At 58.1% G+C, this 18,115-nt stretch carries 14 protein-coding genes; 12 read left to right on the plus strand and 2 right to left on the minus strand.

Annotated elements, in window-relative coordinates:
• Window positions 1-3: 3 nt before the first annotated feature.
• A complete protein-coding gene (gene hemH, locus AGA_RS01175; RefSeq protein WP_059022648.1) occupies window positions 4-1,041 on the minus strand; it encodes a ferrochelatase in 1,038 nt (345 codons plus the stop codon).
• Window positions 1,042-1,123: 82 nt separating this feature from the next.
• Window positions 1,124-2,191 carry an A/G-specific adenine glycosylase gene (locus AGA_RS01180; RefSeq protein ID WP_157065265.1) on the minus strand — a complete coding sequence of 356 codons (1,068 nt, stop codon included), beginning with the start codon at window positions 2,189-2,191 and terminating at the stop codon, window positions 1,124-1,126.
• A gap of 99 nt (window positions 2,192-2,290) precedes the next feature.
• Between AGA_RS01180 and AGA_RS01185 the strand changes: the two genes are divergently transcribed.
• The 12 genes from AGA_RS01185 to aspT all read left to right on the plus strand — a co-directional run bounded on the left by AGA_RS01185 (window position 2,291) and on the right by aspT (window position 17,900).
• The gene (locus tag AGA_RS01185) at window positions 2,291-2,719 is read left to right on the plus strand and encodes a DUF721 domain-containing protein (RefSeq protein WP_059022649.1); all 429 of its coding nucleotides are present in this window, start codon (window positions 2,291-2,293) and stop codon (window positions 2,717-2,719) included.
• Window positions 2,720-2,884: 165 nt separating this feature from the next.
• A complete protein-coding gene (locus AGA_RS01190; RefSeq protein ID WP_059022650.1) occupies window positions 2,885-3,109 on the plus strand; it encodes a hypothetical protein in 225 nt (74 codons plus the stop codon).
• A 70-nt stretch (window positions 3,110-3,179) separates the two neighbouring features.
• The gene (locus AGA_RS01195) at window positions 3,180-4,259 is read left to right on the plus strand and encodes a lytic transglycosylase domain-containing protein (RefSeq protein WP_059022651.1); all 1,080 of its coding nucleotides are present in this window, start codon (window positions 3,180-3,182) and stop codon (window positions 4,257-4,259) included.
• 142 nt (window positions 4,260-4,401) lie between these two features.
• Window positions 4,402-6,390: an AfsR/SARP family transcriptional regulator gene (locus AGA_RS01200; RefSeq protein ID WP_083503497.1), complete on the plus strand. Its 1,989-nt coding sequence runs from the start codon at window positions 4,402-4,404 to the stop codon at window positions 6,388-6,390.
• Window positions 6,391-6,568: 178 nt separating this feature from the next.
• A complete protein-coding gene (locus AGA_RS01205; RefSeq protein ID WP_059024566.1) occupies window positions 6,569-7,105 on the plus strand; it encodes a DUF3576 domain-containing protein in 537 nt (178 codons plus the stop codon).
• Between the two features lie 66 nt (window positions 7,106-7,171).
• On the plus strand, window positions 7,172-9,790 hold the full coding sequence (gene leuS / locus AGA_RS01210) for a leucine--tRNA ligase (RefSeq protein ID WP_059022653.1): 2,619 nt from the start codon (window positions 7,172-7,174) through the stop codon (window positions 9,788-9,790).
• Window positions 9,790-10,485: a hypothetical protein gene (locus tag AGA_RS01215; RefSeq protein ID WP_059022654.1), complete on the plus strand. Its 696-nt coding sequence runs from the start codon at window positions 9,790-9,792 to the stop codon at window positions 10,483-10,485. The genes leuS and AGA_RS01215 overlap by 1 nt, the downstream gene beginning before the upstream one ends.
• Before the next feature lie 18 nt (window positions 10,486-10,503).
• A complete protein-coding gene (holA, locus tag AGA_RS01220; protein WP_059022655.1) occupies window positions 10,504-11,517 on the plus strand; it encodes a DNA polymerase III subunit delta in 1,014 nt (337 codons plus the stop codon).
• A gap of 818 nt (window positions 11,518-12,335) precedes the next feature.
• Window positions 12,336-13,322, plus strand: a complete 987-nt coding sequence (locus AGA_RS01225) for a hypothetical protein (protein ID WP_231945882.1) — start codon at window positions 12,336-12,338, stop codon at window positions 13,320-13,322.
• Between the two features lie 70 nt (window positions 13,323-13,392).
• Window positions 13,393-14,853 (plus strand): PLP-dependent aminotransferase family protein, encoded by a 1,461-nt coding sequence (locus AGA_RS13910; RefSeq protein ID WP_197556483.1) that lies wholly within the window; start codon window positions 13,393-13,395, stop codon window positions 14,851-14,853.
• 79 nt (window positions 14,854-14,932) lie between these two features.
• On the plus strand, window positions 14,933-16,117 hold the full coding sequence (locus AGA_RS13915; RefSeq protein WP_197556484.1) for an aminotransferase class I/II-fold pyridoxal phosphate-dependent enzyme: 1,185 nt from the start codon (window positions 14,933-14,935) through the stop codon (window positions 16,115-16,117).
• A gap of 94 nt (window positions 16,118-16,211) precedes the next feature.
• Window positions 16,212-17,900, plus strand: coding sequence for an aspartate-alanine antiporter (aspT, locus tag AGA_RS01235; RefSeq protein WP_059022657.1), 1,689 nt, complete (start codon window positions 16,212-16,214; stop codon window positions 17,898-17,900).
• Window positions 17,901-18,115: the final 215 nt, after the last annotated feature.

Here is an 18,115-nt window from a genome sequence, read left to right on the forward strand (position 1 = left end):
GTGTTAGAGCCAGCCCAGCAGTTCGCGCCGGGCCAGTTTTTCCAGCAGGCTGATGCTGGCCGGGCTGTCGTTCAGGCATGGCACAAGTGTAAAGGACTCGCCCCCGGCCTGCATGAACTCATCGCGCACCTCGTTCCCGATTTCATCCAGCGTTTCTAGGCAGTCGGCCATAAAGCAGGGTGTCACCACCGCAATGCGCGTAATGCCCTTGGCAGGCAGGCCCGCAATAAAGGGAGCGGTGTAAGGTTCCAGCCACTTGGTCGGCCCAAAGCGGGACTGAAAGGTCATGGGGAGGGTGGTCTCATCCATACCCAGTGTGGCGCGCAGGCCCTCCACCGTGCGGGTGCATTCCGCCAGATACGAATCCCCCTTGTCCACATACTGCTGAGGCAGACCGTGGAAGGAGGCAACAACCATCTGGAACGGTTGCTCCGCGTTCATCTGCTCCTCGCGGATGGAGGACGCCACGGCGGTTATAAAATCCGGGTCATCGGGGAAGGAAGGCACAGTCCGAATGGCGGGCTGGTTCCGCAACTTCATCAATGCCCGAAAAAGCTGGTCATTAGCTGTGGCCGTGGTGGTGGCGCTGTATTGTGGGTACAGCGGCAGGCACACAATGCGGTCACACCCCTGCTCCATAAGCGAGCGGAGCGCCTGTGCAACAGAGGGGCGGCCATAACGCATACCCCACGCCACCGGCACACCATCCGCCGCAAACTGTTCGGCCAGTTTTTCAGCCTGATGGCGGGTGTAGGTCCGCAAGGGGCTTTCGTTCCGCTCCGCATCCCACACACGAGCATAGGCCCGCCCACTGCGCGAGGGGCGCGTGGTGAGAATAACCCCCTGCAACAATGGCTGCCAGAACAGCGGAGACCCTTCGATAACCCGACGGTCAGACAAAAATTCGGACAGATAGCGCCGCACGGCACGGTAGCCCGTCCCCTCCGGCGTACCCAGATTAAGCAACAGCAGGCCCGGTCTGCCACGGGTCTGGCCCTGACCGGCCAAATGGCCCTGTGGGGGAATATGGTGAAAAACCATGTAACCTCTTTATTCTTGTTTCAAGGCCCGGCTGCATACAGCCGTTATATTCAGTGTGCCGTGCCAGAACACACCGCACCAGTCAGGCACGATGCAGGAAGTCGTATCCGGTTGTCATACATTTTTGCATAATTGATGGCAGGGATGTGGCTTTGGCCTGCGCAACCGGCAACAAAAACCCTTCCCCCACGGCCTGATTGGAAAACCGTGCAACACGCGCGGCATAGACCACCACATTCAGCGTAAAATGTGTGAACACGTGTTTGACCGCACCGGCTTTGTGCCATGCGGCCTCCACCGGGGCATGGGCCAGCGCCTCGGCCTCGCCCCACGGGGTGGTGCGCCAGTCGGTCCCCGGCAGTTCGGTCATGGCGGCCAGCAACCCTGTTTCGGGCCGTTTGCGTAGCAGGACATTCCCTGCATCATCCATCACCATAAAATGCACGCCATACCGCACGGGACGTTCGGCCTTGGGGGTCTTACGTGGCAATGTGGCGGCGGTACCCTGTGCCGCCCCCATACACACACCCTGCCACGGGCACAGCCCACAGGCGGGCTGGCGGGGCGAACACAATGAAGACCCCAGATCGAACAAAGCCTGTGCAAAATCTGAGGGACGCTGCCGCGCAGGTTCTTCCCCATTCAGCCCGCCGGCCAACTGCGCCAACTTCTTGCGCGCACCGGGCAGGGGGTCCAGCACATTGTACAGCCGCGCAGTCACACGCTCCACATTGCCATCCACCGGCACAACCGGCACGCCAAAGGCAATGGCCGCCACGGCTGCGGCTGTGTACGCGCCAATACCCGGCAGAGCACGCAGCCCTTCCACCGTCTGGGGGAACCCNNNCAGTGCGGCCACCGCCTGCGCGCAGGCGTGGAGGTTACGTGCACGGGAATAGTACCCAAGCCCCGCCCACGCCGCCAGAACCTCGTCCCGCTCCGCGTGCGCCAAGGCCTGCACGGTTGGAAATTTTTCCACAAATCTGAGATAATAAGGTCCGACAGCCTTGACCGTTGTCTGCTGAAGCATGATCTCGCTCAACCAGACACGATACGGGTCTGGTGTTTCCCCCTCCCTGAACCGCCAGGGCAGGGAGCGGCGATGTCTGTCATACCAGTGCAGCAGGGCGTGGGCGGGTGGCGTAATCACGGAGGCTGTTATGGCGAAGGAACCTTATTCGGGCAAGGCGCGCCCCCGCACAACACGTGCCACAAAGGAAGAAGCGCCCCCCCAGCCCCCCGCCGGGCCATGAAGGCCCGCACACTGGCGGCCCTGCTCCCCAATGTTACCGCGCCAGCCTTCCGCCGCCGCTCCCCCACCGGGGCCATGCTGTTTGCCAGTTGGCCGGATATTGTTGGCCCGGCCCATGCGGCCGTTACATCCCCCCACCGGCTGAGCACGGGCACGCTCACCGTGGCATGTGCCGGGCCAGTAGCCATGGAGTTGCAACATCAGGCAGATATGCTGATGGCCCGCATCAACACATGGTGCGGGGAGCCGCTGGTGGCCCGCCTGCGCTTTGTGCAGGACCCCACGGCGGGCATTCGCCGCAAAAAAATCCTCCGCAAAGGACCAGCCCCCACCTGCTCCCTGCCCAACATAGATGATGAGTCGCTCCGTACTGCGCTGGAACGTCTGGGCACGGGAATTTTACAAGATACGACAAAAAAAACCTAACAATATGAATGGTTTACTTATTTTATTATCATGTTTTTATGACAAAACCGCTTCGCGCTTGAAATTGACACATTGTGGGTGTTCTAAGACCTCGCGCCAGATGCCCGATGGCACACTTGCGCAACAGTCAAGAGCCGATTCAAACGAACTAACAGGATTTACATTATGTTGCGTAAACCCGGCACCACGCCAGGGATTACTACCCCCGCCGCCCTGAAGACCCTCCGGCAGCACGGGCCAGAAACCCTGTCCGACCTCCAGTTTCTGGAAAGCTGGACAAAACGGCCCAGCTATACGGCGGCCAGTGTACTGCGCGCGGGGCAGATCCGCCGCACCAACCCGACCCTGATGCACGACATTACCTCCAGCATACACCAGCGGAGCAAATAACCCCGGCAGGGTAAGCCTTTGTGGGGCATGAGCATTTGCATCCGCCCGCCCGAACGGGCACCATAGGCTTATGCTGCCATGTGCTTCCTACCGTGCGGACCAACGTGTCTGGCGCAGGGTCTTTTCCCTTATCGCTCTAGGCGGGCTGGCCATTCTGTCCGCCTGCGCGGGGCCGGCAAAAACATCCTACCGCGCCCCCGGCTCGGCCCTTAATCCATGGGGGCCGTATATTCGGGAGGCATCGGACAGGTTTTCCATCCCCCAGTCATGGATCCGCGCTGTCATGCAGCAGGAATCGGGAGGCCACCAGTATATGAACGGGCACCTGACCCGCTCCGTGCATGGCGCAGTCGGGCTTATGCAGATCAAGCCTGATACGTATGCTGAACTGGCGCAGCGCTACCACCTTGGCTCGGACCCCTATAACCCGCACGACAACATTATGGCCGCCAGCGGCTACATCCGCGAACTGTATGACCGGTTTGGCACACCCGATTTTCTGGTTGCTTACAGCTGTGGCCCACAATGTATGGAAAACCATCGCTCACGCGGGGTCTCCCTGCCCTCCTACGCACGCAACTATCTGGCGTCCGTCGCGCCACATCTGAACGACCCCGTGCCAGCCAGCCCCCTGCCCACGCAGCCCCAGCCTGCCATTCTGCCTGATCAGGCCGCACCTGTGCAGGTTGCCGCCGCCAGCACGGCCACCGGCTCCTATGGCCCGGCCACGGCCCCCCCTCTGGATGACGACACACTTCCCCCACCCTCCGCGGGGAATGACGCCATAGCCCAGCAGGATATAGGGACCAGCCAGCAAACGGCCAGCTACCAGCCTGCAGGTTACCAAAGCATCAGCACGGCGCCACTTGCTGGCCCCGGCATTGTCTGGCAGCCGGGCAGCACTGCGGGGAATGCTGTTATTCAGATCGGGGCTTTTTCCTCGCCCGAACGGGCCATGCACGCCATTCAGATTGCACGGCAGTCCAGCAGCGCGCTGAGCCATGCCCAGAACCGGGTGGAAAAGGTGACTCCTGCGGGCCGCCCCCCTGTATGGCGCACAAGGCTGGCGGGCCTTCCCTCCAGCCAGACCGACACCATATGCTCCGCCCTGCGGCAGCAGGGGCTATCGTGCATTGCGGTCACACCTTGAAATATTACCCAGCTGTTATATCTTTTTATTCTTAAGATATTCTTTCTACAGGAAAATACTCACACACGATCCATCCTAACCGGCGTGAATAACTTGAATGTTCGTGACCGGTACCTTCTGGTAACCAACGGACGCCCTGCCCATGAACCCACGCCCCGACACTGACAGCATACGAACAGAGCAGCCTTTGCTGAGTATCTCTCTGCTCGGGCATATGCGCGTCATGTCCTGTACAGGTCTTTCGCTTTTACCGACGGGCACAAAAACCAAGGCGCTACTGGCTGTTCTGGCCCTATCCAACCGGCAGCCCGTTGCACGGACAAGGCTGGCCAAACTGCTGTGGAGCACACGCGCCCCCGAACAGGCGCGCGCCTCCCTCCGGCAGGAAATCCACCGGCTGATGGATATTCTCCACCCCCTTGGGCCGGAAGTGCTGGATGTGCAACGCCACACGCTGGCCATCCGCCCCGACCTGACCGACATAGACACCGAGCATGTGCTCCGCACCACGCCACAAACCGTTATAGACCTGCCCGACCCCCTGCCCCTGCTGCTGGAGGATCTGACTGCGGTTGATCCGGCCTTTGACCTGTGGCTGAAGGAAGAGCGTAATCGCATTCTTGACCACAAGATGGAGCAGCTCGAAGCCCTGCTTAGCAGCACAACCGTGCCGGGCATCATCATGCGGGCGACCCAGCGCCTGCTCCGCCTGAACCCGCTCAACGAACGCGCGTGGCGCGCCCGTATTCTGGCCGCCATGCAGAGCGGGGAAGAAGGCACGGCCCTGTTAAGCGCCGACACCTGCATCCGCACATTTCAGAACGCCATCGCCACCACACCGGGGCAGGAAACCATGTGCCTGATTGCGGACCTGCGGGTTGCGCACCACCACAACATACAGGCAGTGCAACCTGCGCCCGCCCCTCCGCCACCCATGGCGGCTGCCCCTCCCCTTATGATCAGCGCCACCGTCTTTGTGGCCAGCAACGATGCTATGGGAGAGGACGGCGGGCTGGAACTGGCCACACAGTTCCGCGACGAGCTGGGGCTGGACATTGCCATGCACAGCGTGCTGGACGTCAGCGTACAGACCGAGCGGTTTACCGCGCCCCCTTTCCAGTCGCTCCCAGCCCGGAGACAATGGGATTTTCTGGTCGGCATTACCCTGACTGGCGGCAACAGGTCGGCAATGTCCTGCCTCTTGCAGGTCTTTGACACCCGCCTGAACGACACCATTGTATGGGGCCACAGGCTGCACATTACCCCAGCCAACCTGAGCGCCCTGTCCAACCGTTTTGCCTCGGTGCTCATTCTCAGCCTGTTTCAGACAGAAGCGCGCAGGCTGGCCAGCAAACCTGTGTCCGAACTCTCACCCCTTGGGTTGGGCCTGCGGGCCTTTACCCTGAGTGTGCAGAGCGACCCGGCCCAGCATCAGACGATTGAACACCTGCTGCAAAAAGCGGAAAAAGACGCGCCAGAAAACCAGTTCCTGTTTTTTGTGCATACGCATTACCTGCTCACCCGTATGTACGAGGAATGGACCATGCCTGTGGCGGCGGCCATTCAGCCCATGGTCACCTTGCTCCAGCAGAAATTTGCCATGTTCCCCGGCAACATCGCCGTACGCTACCTGCTGACGGCGGGGCTGTTTTACGTCAACCAGCCAGAAGAGGCCCGGTTCCTGCTGGGGCAGATGCACGCCGCCCTGCCCTCCGATTCTCACGAGGGTATGCTGGCCCTGCTGGACGGGCTGGATGCGCTATGCCGGGGGGATGCGGAGACCGCGTTCCACATTTACTCAGAATTTTTCAAAATTCCGTCCACCGTGCCGCTGTTCAGTGCGCCGGATCAGGAATTTATTCTATCCTGTTTTCTGGCCGACAAGTACGAGGCCACCCTCCACCACGCACGCGGTATTCTGGCCACCACACCCGACCGTTCGGCCATTCTTGTTCCCGCTCTGGCGGCCGCCAACGTGCTGGGCCAGCAGGCTGTGGCGCAGGATTACCGCCAACGTCTGCACCGACTGCACACACCGTTGAGTGTGCAAAGCATAGAAGACCATTATGCGTATCTGCCCGCCGCCATGCGCCACAAACTCTGCAACGCCCTGGGGCTGCAACCGGGCTGAACACGCCCGCCCCCTGCCCCGCCAGAGCAGGCAGACCACGCAGACGCTTGGCGGAAAAGAGTTGAAAGGATATGAATACGGACAGGAACACCTGTGCCGCCTGCCAGACCTGACTTCTTTTTTACCCGGCGGACCGGGAAAGACGGATACCCAAGTGCCAAGGAGCCACATCAACGCCATGCTTCGCCGTCTCATGCCCAGCCATGCCGCTGCAAGTCGCCCGCATACAACGCTGCTCCTTAAACGGATGGCAACCGCCACAATGCTGGCGGGGGTCAGCCTGCTAAGCGCCTGCTCCAGCTCTGACCGTACCCAGACCGGCCTTGCCGCCCCCAGCAACCACCTGCTGACGGAAGACCGCGGGGCCTCTGGTGGGGAAGCCAGCCTGAAAGGGGGCGTAAACGCCTACCTGTGGCGCGCAACGCTGGACACCCTCTCCTTCATGCCGGTTGCAACAGCCGATGCGGAGGGCGGCATTATTCTTACGGACTGGTACACCCCGCCCGCCACGCATGATGAGCGGTTCAAGATTACCGCCTTTGTGCTGGACCGCCGCCTGCGCTCCGATGCGCTGCGCCTGAGCGTGTTCCGCCAGATCAAGCAGGATGGCACATGGGTGGATACCCCGCCTGCACCCAATACTGCGTCCGATATTGCCACACGCATTTTGTCCCGCGCGCGCAAACTCCGCGCCGACAACGGCAACCAGGACTAACATTCCCGGCTCTGGCCGTGTTCGCCCTTTTCCTTTTTACAGCCTGCAAGCGTAGATCCAAATTCCATGTCCCAGCCTTCCAGTCCGTCACTTTCCTATGACTTCAACTCTGTCGAGCCAAAATGGCAGAAGGCGTGGGAACAGGCCGATATCTTTACCGTTCCGGACGTACCTCCGGCGGATAAGCCCAAGTATTATGTGCTGGAAATGTTTCCCTACCCATCGGGGCAGCTCCACATGGGGCATGTGCGCAACTATGCACTGGGCGACGTAATTGCCCGCTACAAACGCGCACGCGGCTTTGCAGTGCTGCACCCCATGGGGTGGGATGCGTTTGGCCTGCCGGCGGAAAACGCAGCGCGTGAACGTGGCGTGCATCCGCAGGAATGGACGCTCAACAACATTGCCGCCATGCGCGCCACCCTCCAGCGGCTTGGCTTCTCCCTCAACTGGGACCGTGAGATCGCAACCTGCCTGCCCGACTACTATGGCAAGCAGCAGAAGCTGTTCCTCGACTTCATGCAGGCCGGTCTGGTTGAACGGCGTGAAAGCTGGGTGAACTGGGACCCGGTGGACCAGACCGTTCTGGCCAACGAACAGGTGGTGGACGGCAAGGGCTGGCGCTCTGGCGCGCCTATTGAAAAGAAAAAGCTCTCCCAGTGGTTCCTGCGCATTACCGACTTTGCCGAAGACCTGCTGGACGGGCTGAAAACGCTCGACCGCTGGCCAGAACGCGTGCGCACCATGCAGGAACGCTGGATTGGCCGCTCCGAAGGGGCCAGCCTCACCTTCTCGCTGCATGAACCCCCGGCAGGGCTGGACAGCAACCTGAACGCGGTGGAAGTGTTTACCACCCGCCCCGATACGCTGTTTGGCATGTCCTTCCTTGCCATTGCGCCGGACCATCCGTTGGCCCAGTGGGTCGCGGAACAGGACCCGCAGGCCGCTGAATTTGTGGCGGAATGCCGCCGCCTTGGCACCTCGGTCGAAGCTGTGGAAACGGCGGAAAAACGTGGGTTTGATACGGGCCTGCGCGTCAACCACCCGTTCATGGACAAGAGCTTCCCCATCTGGATCGCCAACTTCGTGCTCATGGACTACGGCACGGGTGCGCTGTTCGGCTGCCCGTCGGGGGACCAGCGCGATCTGGACTTTGCCCACAAATACAACCTGCCAGTAACCCCCGTGGTGCTGCCAGAGGGCAAGGATCAGGCAGACTTTGCCATTACCAACCACGCCTTTACCGGCGATGGCACCATGATCAACTCCGGTTTTCTGGATGGTCTGACCACCGCGCAAGCCCGCAAAGCCGCCATTGAGCGTTTGCAGGACCTTGGTGTAGGCAAAGGTGTAGTCAACTGGCGACTGCGTGACTGGGGCATTTCACGCCAGCGGTACTGGGGCTGCCCCATACCGGTCATTCATTGCGACACCTGCGGCGCGGTGCCGGTGCCCGACGAGCAGCTCCCCGTCAAACTGCCCGAGGACGTCACCTTCGACAAACCCGGCAACCCGCTGGACCACCACCCCACATGGAAGCACACCACCTGCCCATGCTGCGGCAAGCCCGCCACGCGTGAGACCGATACGTTTGATACGTTTGTGGACAGCTCATGGTATTTTGCGCGCTTTACCGCGCCCCATGCCGCGACCCCCACGGTACGCGAGGCGGCTGATGGCTGGCTGGCCGTGGACCAGTATATTGGTGGGATCGAACACGCCATTCTGCACCTGCTTTATGCGCGCTTCTTTACCCGCGCCATGCACCGCACTGGCAACCTGAACGTGGACGAGCCGTTTGCAGGCCTGTTTACCCAAGGCATGGTCAGCCACGAAAGCTACAAGGACAGCGCAGGAAACTGGCTGTACCCCGAAGAAGTGGAGCGCACGCCCGAAGGTGTGGTCAAACGTGGCACAACCGACCCTGTTACCGTGGGCCGGGTGGAAAAAATGTCCAAGTCCAAACGCAACACGGTGGCCCCTGTGGCCATTATCGAACGCTTTGGGGCCGATACCGCACGCTGGTTTGTCCTGTCCGACAGCCCACCCGAGCGGGATATGGAATGGACGGAAGCCGGGGTTTCCGGGGCGGCCCGCTTTGCGCAGCGCCTGTTCCGCACGGTGTGTGGGGTTGCCAGCGCCGTGCCCGCCACAGCCACCTGCCCGCAGGACATGGACCGGCAGGCCGACACGCTCCGCCGCACCACCCACCGCACCATTGCCGCCGTGACCGAAGCGCTGGAAAACTTTGCCATCAACGTAGCGGTTGCCCGTATTCATGAGCTGACCTCTGCTCTGGCCGATGCGGAAAAAGCCGCCAAGGTGGCGGGTATGGATTTTGCACGGCGTGAGGCCGCACACATTCTGTGCCTGCTCTGCGCCCCCATGATGCCCCATCTGGCCGAGGAAATGTTTGCCTACCTCGCACCCGGTGCCGGGCTGGCGGCAACACAGACGTGGCCCACTGCACAGCCTGACCTGCTGGCGGCAACACAGGTCACCATTGCCGTGCAAATTCTGGGCAAGCTGCGTGGCACCATAGAAGCCCTGCCGGATGAAGACCCGGCAGCCGTTCTGGCACGGGCGGAAGCCGAACCCAACGTGGCGCGGCTGCTGGAGGGCAAGCGTATTGTCAAACGCGTGCATGTGCCCAACCGCATTGTTAACTTTGTAACGGCAGGCTGATGACCCGAACCCGCTCCCTTTTCTCCCTCTGCAAGGCCGCACTGGCCGCAACCGCCCTTATGGGAGCGCCCCTGCTCCTGAGCGGCTGCGGGTTCAAGCCTTTATACGGGGAGGAAAAGGGCGGGGTCGATATTACCAACGAACTCAAAGATATTTACGTTGCCAACATTCCCGAGCGCTTTGGCCAGCAGCTCCGTCTGGCGTTGCAGACCAGAATGGCCAGCGATGGGCCGGAAGACCCGCACAAATACAAGCTGGTCGTTGCGCCAACCCTGAGTGCCGAAGCCATTGACATCCACGGGGACAACACAACCGGGCGGACCCGTATGCTGGCCACAGCACGCTGGCAACTGCTGACCATTGAGCCCACGCCGCAGGTTGTGACACAGGGCGAAGCCCAGACGCTTGATGGCTATACCACCACCTACGAACAGTATTTTGCCCAGACGCTGAACATGGAAAGCACCATGGACCGCGTGGCGCAGGCACTGGGGGAGCAGGTTACACAACAGCTTGCCACGTGGTTTAAAACCCAGACCGCACCGGCCTCCACCCCGGATGACCGCCCAAGGGCCATTTACCCCTCACCCAACCTCATTCCCGATTCCGACCAGAACGAACCCATGGAAAAGGAAGGGGCGGACGCCATTCCTGACATGGCAACAGGCCGCGCCCCCATCGACACCAACTTCTGACAACCGCACGGGCCCGTCATGAAAATAGATGCCCGCAGCATAAGCCGCGTTCTGAACGACCCGGGTGGATGGCGCGTTATTCTCCTGCATGGGGAAGATACGGGCCTGATCCGCGAACGCGCCATGCAGGCCACACACCGGCTAGCCGGTACGCTGGACGACCCCTTCCGCATTGCCCTACTGGATAAGGAAACCCATAATCGGCTGGAGGAAGAGGCCACAGCGCTCTCCCTTATGGGCGGGCGCCGCGTTGTGCGTGTGCGGGACGCATCGGACGCGCTGCTCAAACCCATTGAGCACGTTCTAGCCCAGAATACGGATACGCTGGTCATTCTGGAAGCGCCGGGCCTTGCCTCGCGCTCCAAGCTCCGCCAGCTTATGGAAAAACAGCCCCAGTGCGCCAGTATTGGCTGCTACCCTGAAGAAGGGCGTAATCTGGAATCCTCCATTACCCAGATGCTGGCCTCCCATCAGGTGCGGATTGATGCAGACGCCCTGCACTGGCTGGCGGGACGTCTGGGAGCGGACCGGGCCGCAGCACGCAGTGAAGTGGAAAAACTGGCCCTGTACGCAGGCGACGAAGGCACGCTAACGCTGGAAGATGTGCGCGCCTGCATAGGGGACGCGGGCAGTGTATCGGTCGAGGATGCCGCCTTTGCCGCAACAGAGGGCAACCGGACGGAAACCGACATAGCGCTTGAACGCGCACTGGCGGAAGGCACTGCTCCTATTGCCATTATTCGTGCCTTTATGGGCCACCTGCACCGCCTGCGCAGGGTACGAGCCGCCATGGCTGCGGGACAAAGCCGGAGCGATGCCCTTAAAACCCTGCGTCCCCCTGTTTTTTTCAAACGCACGGCAAGCTTTGGCCGTGCACTGGAGTTCTGGTCCCTGCCTGCGTTGACCAAGGAGCTGGCAGACCTTCAGGCACTGGAGCTGGCCTGCAAGCAGACCGGCGCGCCAGACGTGCTGCTCTGCCGCCGCCACATTGCCACGCTGGCGGCCCGTGCGGCCCTGTACAGCCGCCGCTAGGTCCTGCTTTTCCCCTTGTCCGGGGGATGGGCATTCAGTATACAAAACCGGTGTGTCCGCGTAGCTCAGCAGGATAGAGCACAGGATTCCTATTAAATTGGGCACCATAACTGGAAACATTATGGTGAATCCGCTCAAAGTCGGGGAACGCTACGGCCTGCAAGGGCCTTGCCAATCCCGAGCCAAGCCGTCCCCTATGGACGGAAGGTGTAGAGACTGGACGGGCGGTGCCTAAAGACCTGTTTGCGCAGGCCCAAGGCAAAGGGACAGTCCAGCCCACAAACGCTCTGGCAACGGAGCGGCTGTGAAAACTGTAGTGGGATGAATCCTGGGGCCGTGGGTTCGAATCCCGCCGCGGACACCAAACACACACAAAAAGGGTTTTCCATTTTGCCGCCGTGACGGCATTGGTGACGTGCCTTTTATTCCCACAAAAAATGCCACACGCCAGAGCATGTGTCTGCACAGACCTGCTTGCGTACGATGCCGTGAAAAGCCGACAGCGCTGATGCCGCGCACTGACAACCAATAAGAATTAAATGACTTGTTATAAAATATTAAACACGATTATTCTGGAAAAACAAAAATCATAAAAATTATAACTGTGTATTTCCTTGATAGAGTGAAAAAATAATGCTCTAAAAAATACATTATATCTTGTTTATAGAATGTTTAATCTAATTTAACATTCTGAAAGGTGGCATATGAGACGTACAGCTAATCGAATATTGTGTTGTTCTCTCATTTTATTAACAAGCGGATGCTACAGTATTGGCAGTTATAAGCTGGGCAAAGACCAGGACCAATATGCAAGCTCCATGATTGAGGCCAGCAAAAGACAAACCCTTTCCAACCTTGTGCGCCTACGCTACGCAGACACCCCCGGATTTTTAGACACCACCCAGCTCATTTCCGGCTACCAGCTTCAAAGAAACGCTTTTCTTGGTGTGGCATCGGACACTTTTCCGATCCGCCCCAATGGGGGACTTGCCGCGCAGTTACAGGAAAGTCCAACTTTTACCTTTCAGCCCGTTACGGGCGATGCCTACGCCCATAATTTTTTGCGCCCGCTCCCCCCAGCCAGCCTGCTCCCCCTTGCCATGGGCGGCTTGCCCATAGACGTTCTGTTGCGCCTGTCTGTACAGTCTATCAATATCATGAGTAACAATCGTCCATTTTCTCGTAACTCGGGCGATCTGGATGCAACGGTTGAGTCCCATAGTGTTGATTTTTTCAGTCTGGTGCATGACCTGCGGTTGCTACAGGCCGCTGGCCTGCTGAATATTCAATTACAGAAAAACAGCAGCACAACGGGAAAAGATGTTGAAAACAGTCGTGTTTTCATGAGCATTTCATCAACAACCGACCCAAACCTGTCTAGCATTGTTGATAGAACCAGAAAACAGCTCAATTTTTCTTCCAAGCATGACCGTATGGAAGTGGTGTACGGCGTAGGCCAACCCGAACCCGGGCAGATCAAGCTTCTGACCCGCAGCATGTTAAGCATTCTGGGTCAGATCGCCTACCAGATTCAAATTCCCGAAGACGAGGTCTCCTCTGGCAATACCCGGAAAGCTGTTGATATTCTGGGAAACCATGGGGAAAAACCTCTGATGGACATCCATTCGGGCCACAAAGAGCCTGCCAATGCGTTTGTGTCCATTTTGTACGACCATTATTACTACTGGATTGAGAGGGGTGATTTTGAAAGCAAACTGGCTTTTACAATTACCCAGATGCTTCTTGAACTTTCCAAAACCACCCTCAATCCCGGCGCGGTCGTGACAATTCCTGTCAACAAGTAGACGGTTTTCCATACAAAACCACAAATACACTTATTTTTCTTTGGTTTTTCATAAAACAGGAAAAACGTACATGACGGATTCTTCTTCCTGCACACCACCTACGCGCTCGCTCATCAGCGCGTCTCTGGCAACACCGGCCTTACGCGCGGATCGCTGGCTTGCGGTTTTAAGCCTTGCCCGCAAATGGTCTGGCAACAATGCTGTTGATATTAAAAAAAACCTGTCCAGTTCCTTGGGTAAGCTTGATGAGCTGGAAAAATTTTTTGCATATCCTGGCGCACAACTCCTCGACCGGCTGAAAAACTGCCTTATTGAAGATGATAACAAGGCTTTTCTACGCCTTGCCCAGCGCATTTCCACAACCATTGTTTCACGCAAGTACCATCGGGATGCCTCCTCGTGGAATATGGATGACCATGAGGATGAACCGCTCAACCGGTTACCTCAGGCCATAACACACCTTAAAAACACCCCTTATTTTGAAGTCCTGAGTGTTGTGCCGCACGCCCCCTCGCGCTGGCCCATTATTCAGGAAGAAGCACGCGGGGTCCGCCGCCCCGAGGACGACTTTATTTACCAGCCAGTCGTAGTGGGCAACGCACAGGACGCCCTGACAGGCATCCTGCTGAACCCCGACATTAGCGCTGTGGTCCTGTACGAAGGCTTTGCCGCGCAAAACGCCGTGGACAACCCTTTGCTGGCTGCCTTCCAGAGCGTTATCGATTTCTCAACCATTGAAGATGACGAAACACTGGTCCTGCAACTTGCGCAGGCCATTAAAAAAATTCGTCCGGAAATGGATATCTACCTGCTGAGCGACAGAAATATAGAAACATTGGCAGGCAAACCGGAAAGCCGTCTGTTCAATAGAATTTTCTACCAGATGGAAGAACCGCTGGAGTTACACCTGTCCATACTGGAAGGAATTCGCAACCGTTACAGAACGCCTTTTTTTGATAACCTCAAACGCTATGCGCAGCGCCCCATTGCCACATTCCATGCCCTGCCCATCGCCCGTGGCAAGTCAGTCTTTACATCCAACTGGATTAGCGACATGGGCGAGTTCTACGGGCCCAACCTTTTTCTGGCCGAAAGCTCCGCCACAACCGGCGGACTGGACAGCCTGCTGGAGCCAACAGGCAACATTAAGGATGCGCAGGCCATGGCCGCGCAAGCTTTTGGCGCCGATCACGCATTTTTTGTAACCAACGGTACATCCACCAGCAACAAAATGGTGTTGCAGGCCCTGCTGGCCCCCGGTGACATTGTTATTCTGGACCGTAACTGCCACAAATCCCACCATTACGGGTGTGTGCTGGCCGGTGCGCTGCCCTATTACGTAGAAGCCTTTCCACTTGCTGAATACTCCATGTATGGCGGCGTACCCCTCCGCACGATCAAGCAGGCGCTGCTGACGCTCAAAGCCCATGGGGACCTTGAGCGCGTCAAAATGGTTGACCTGACCAACTGCACCTTTGACGGGCATGTGTACGACACGCGCAGGGTGATCGGAAGAGTGCCTTGCCATTAAACCAGACCTGATTTTTCTATGGGATGAGGCATGGTTCGGGTTTGCCCACTGGTCGCCTCTGCTGCGCCAGCGCACGGGCATGGGGGCTGCTGCAGCCCTGACCGAGGCTCTGGCCCGACCGGAAGCCCAGAAGGCATGGGACGAGCAGGCCAGCACGCTGGGCGAAAACCCCGATGATGAAACCCTTCTGAACACCCGGCTTGTGCCAGACCCCCGTGCTGTGCGGCTGCGGGTTTACCAGACCAACTCGGTGCATAAGTCCATGTCCGCATTGCGTCAGGGGTCCATTGTGCTGGTCAGGGATGTGGATTTTGAGCATGTGGAATCCCAGTTCCATGAGGCGGTGTTTACACATGCTTCCACCAGCCCCAATCTCCAGATTATTGCATCGCTCGATGTCGCACGGCGGCAGATGCAACTTGAAGGGTATGGGCTGGTCAGCAATGCCCTGCAGATTGCGCTCGAAATTCGCAAACAGGTTAACAACCACCCTCTTATTTCCAAATATTTCCGCGTGCTCAACTCCGCAGAGATGATCCCGGAAGCCTACCGCAAGTCCGGTCTGGCGGATTACAACACCCCCGACATAAGCTGGGACCAAGCGCTCCAGTCGATCAAGAGCGATGAATTTCTGCTGGACCCCACCCGTATGACCCTCTCATGCGGGGCGGCAGGCTTTGACGGCACGACGTTCAAAAACATTCTGGCGGACAAATTCAATATTCAGTTGAACAAAACATCGCGTAACAGCGTGCTGCTGCAATCCAACATCAACAACACCCGCTCCGACATTGCACTGCTCATACGCGTTCTGGTTGATATTGCCACTGATATTGACAAGAAAATTCTTGATAATGACGATGGGTATCAGAAATCATTCGCGCATAAAGTGCATGAACTAGTAGACGACCTCCCTGCACTGCCCAACTTTAGCTGTTTTGATGACCAGTACCGCGAGCAAGCCACGGCAACAACCCTGCATGGCGACATCCGCCGTGCCTTCTACGATGCGTATAAAGAGTCCGAATGCGAATATATTGCGCTAGACAGCCCCGAAATTGACCAACGCCTGCAATCCGGGCCCACACTGGTTTCTGCCAACTTTGTTATTCCCTACCCGCCGGGTTTTCCCATCATGGTGCCGGGACAGGTAATTACTCAAGGCATTGTGGACTTCATGCGTAAGCTGGACGTTAAGGAAATCCACGGTTTTAACAAAGCTTTGGGGCTGAAGCTGCTCAAACGTGTTTCCAACAAAACCTGAACACACCTCCCCGGTTTGCTCCCGCACCATCCGTGCGGGAGTTTTTTTGCATAGGCTCTGCAAGACTGTGCCTTGCGGGTAAAGGAGCTTACACATGACAGTGCATTGGATTGCCGAAACGCTACGCGCTTCCCCCGATCTGGCAATTTTTCTAACACTCGCCATCGGGTTCTGGGTGGGGTCGCTCAAATTTGGCAGTTTTAGTCTGGGAGCCGTAACGGGCACACTGCTGGCCGGAGTTGTGGTTGGTCAGTTGGACATTGTTATTTCACCTCAGGTCAAATCCGTCTTTTTCATCATGTTCCTTTTTGCCGTGGGGTTTGGTGTTGGTCCGCAGTTTGTGCGCGGCATCGCCAATGACGGTTTGCCGCAGGCGATTTTTGCCGTCATCATTTCGTCCCTATGCCTGCTGTGCGTGTATGTGGCGGCCATTGTATCGGGCTATGGTCCGGGCATGGCAGAGGGGCTTCTGGCCGGGTCTCAGACCATTTCCGCCTCCATTGGTCTGGCAACCGATGCCATCAATCGCAGTGGCTTAACAGATGGGCAGATCCAGTCCGAATTAAACGCCATTCCCGTGGCTTATGCGGTTACCTACCTGTTTGGCACGGTTGGCACCGGCTGGATTTTGGCATTTTTGGGACCGAAACTTTTACGCATTAATTTGGCGCAGGAATGTGAGCGTTATGAACGCGACATGAACATCCGCTCCACGAACGAAGATGCCGAAAGTGCATGGCACAACTACATCGTACGCGCCTACAAGCTGGAAACGGCTGGCCTGATTGCCGGTAAAACTGTAGCCGAAGCCGAAAAAACGCAAAAAACACGCATCTTTTTGGAAAATCTGCGTCGTGACGGCAAACTTGTTCCCTTTGACGGCTCAACCGTTCTACAAGTCGGCGACATTGTTGCGGTTTCCGGCCCGCATGACGCTCTGGTGTACTGGTCGAACCATGCAGAAGAAGTGGCTGATCAGGAATTGATCGAAATTCCGGTGGAAACGGTTGATGTGGTCGTCACCAGCAAACAGTTGAATGGCCAGCGGTTGATCGACCTCTCCACGGCCCCCTATGCGCGGGGCATTTACATTAATGCGATCCGTCGCGGTTCCATGAATGTGGAAATTCCCGTCCTCTCCCAGACTGCCCTCAACCGGGGGGATATTATCAACATTACCGGCAGCCGCAGGCATGTGGCAGAGGTGGTCAAAAATGTTGGTTACGCGGACCGCCCGACCAATGTGACCAGCATGGTACTGGTGGGGGGCGGTATTTTTGTGGGGGGCCTCCTTGGCTCACTCGTACTCCCCATCGCGGGTGTGCCCATTACCCTGTCCTCCTCCGGTGGGGCGCTTATTGCGGGGCTTGTTCTGGGCTGGTTGCGCAGCGTCACTCCACGGCTGGGGAATGTACCCGCAGCGTCCATCTGGTTCATGAACACCGTAGGGCTGAATATTTTTATCGCTGTTGTAGGCATTTCGGCTGGGCCAACCTTTATCAAAGGGTTGCAGGAAGCCGGGATAAGCGTGTTTTTCTGGGGTGTGTTTGCCAGTGCCCTGCCCATGCTGCTGGCCCCTCTTATTGGCAAATACATCTTTCGGTTTGATCCGGCCATTAATCTGGGATGCTGCGGGGGCGCACGCACCAGCACGGCCTCTGTTGCCATGGTGGCCGATGTTGCAAAAAGCAATGTGCCCATGCTGGGCTACACATTACCCTACGCCGTGAGCAACACCTTGTTGACCATGTGGGGGCTGGTTATTGTTCTGCTGCTTGCCTGAGACGACACGCAGCATAAACAGAGCTCCCAAGAGCATATACGACAAAGGCGGGGAAAGATTTTTCCCCGCGCACCATTTCGTGTCTGGCACGGTTTTGTTGGCGGCAACAGGCCGCCTCATTCCCTACCCTGCCAGCCTACGCCCCATAATATGACCGTAATGCCCCCCACACACCGGCATCTGGCTGCGTGCGCCCGCACGGGCAGCGCCATAGG

Origin of the sequence: Acetobacter ghanensis, assembly GCF_001499675.1 — a bacterium.
Classification (GTDB): Bacteria; Pseudomonadota; Alphaproteobacteria; order Acetobacterales; family Acetobacteraceae; genus Acetobacter; species Acetobacter ghanensis.

Bases quoted from the DNA above. Each gene is read 5' to 3' on its own strand.
- hemH (WP_059022648.1), bottom strand. From the start codon at position 1,041: ATGGTTTTTCACCATATTCCCCCACAGGGCCATTTGGCCGGTCAGGGC.
- AGA_RS01185 (WP_059022649.1), top strand. From the start codon at position 2,291: ATGAAGGCCCGCACACTGGCGGCCCTGCTCCCCAATGTTACCGCGCCA.
- AGA_RS01190 (WP_059022650.1), top strand. From the start codon at position 2,885: ATGTTGCGTAAACCCGGCACCACGCCAGGGATTACTACCCCCGCCGCC.
- AGA_RS01195 (WP_059022651.1), top strand. From the start codon at position 3,180: ATGCTGCCATGTGCTTCCTACCGTGCGGACCAACGTGTCTGGCGCAGG.
- AGA_RS01200 (WP_083503497.1), top strand. From the start codon at position 4,402: ATGAACCCACGCCCCGACACTGACAGCATACGAACAGAGCAGCCTTTG.
- AGA_RS01205 (WP_059024566.1), top strand. From the start codon at position 6,569: ATGCTTCGCCGTCTCATGCCCAGCCATGCCGCTGCAAGTCGCCCGCAT.
- leuS (WP_059022653.1), top strand. From the start codon at position 7,172: ATGTCCCAGCCTTCCAGTCCGTCACTTTCCTATGACTTCAACTCTGTC.
- AGA_RS01215 (WP_059022654.1), top strand. From the start codon at position 9,790: ATGACCCGAACCCGCTCCCTTTTCTCCCTCTGCAAGGCCGCACTGGCC.
- holA (WP_059022655.1), top strand. From the start codon at position 10,504: ATGAAAATAGATGCCCGCAGCATAAGCCGCGTTCTGAACGACCCGGGT.
- AGA_RS01225 (WP_231945882.1), top strand. From the start codon at position 12,336: ATGATTGAGGCCAGCAAAAGACAAACCCTTTCCAACCTTGTGCGCCTA.
- AGA_RS13910 (WP_197556483.1), top strand. From the start codon at position 13,393: ATGACGGATTCTTCTTCCTGCACACCACCTACGCGCTCGCTCATCAGC.
- AGA_RS13915 (WP_197556484.1), top strand. From the start codon at position 14,933: ATGGGGGCTGCTGCAGCCCTGACCGAGGCTCTGGCCCGACCGGAAGCC.
- aspT (WP_059022657.1), top strand. From the start codon at position 16,212: ATGACAGTGCATTGGATTGCCGAAACGCTACGCGCTTCCCCCGATCTG.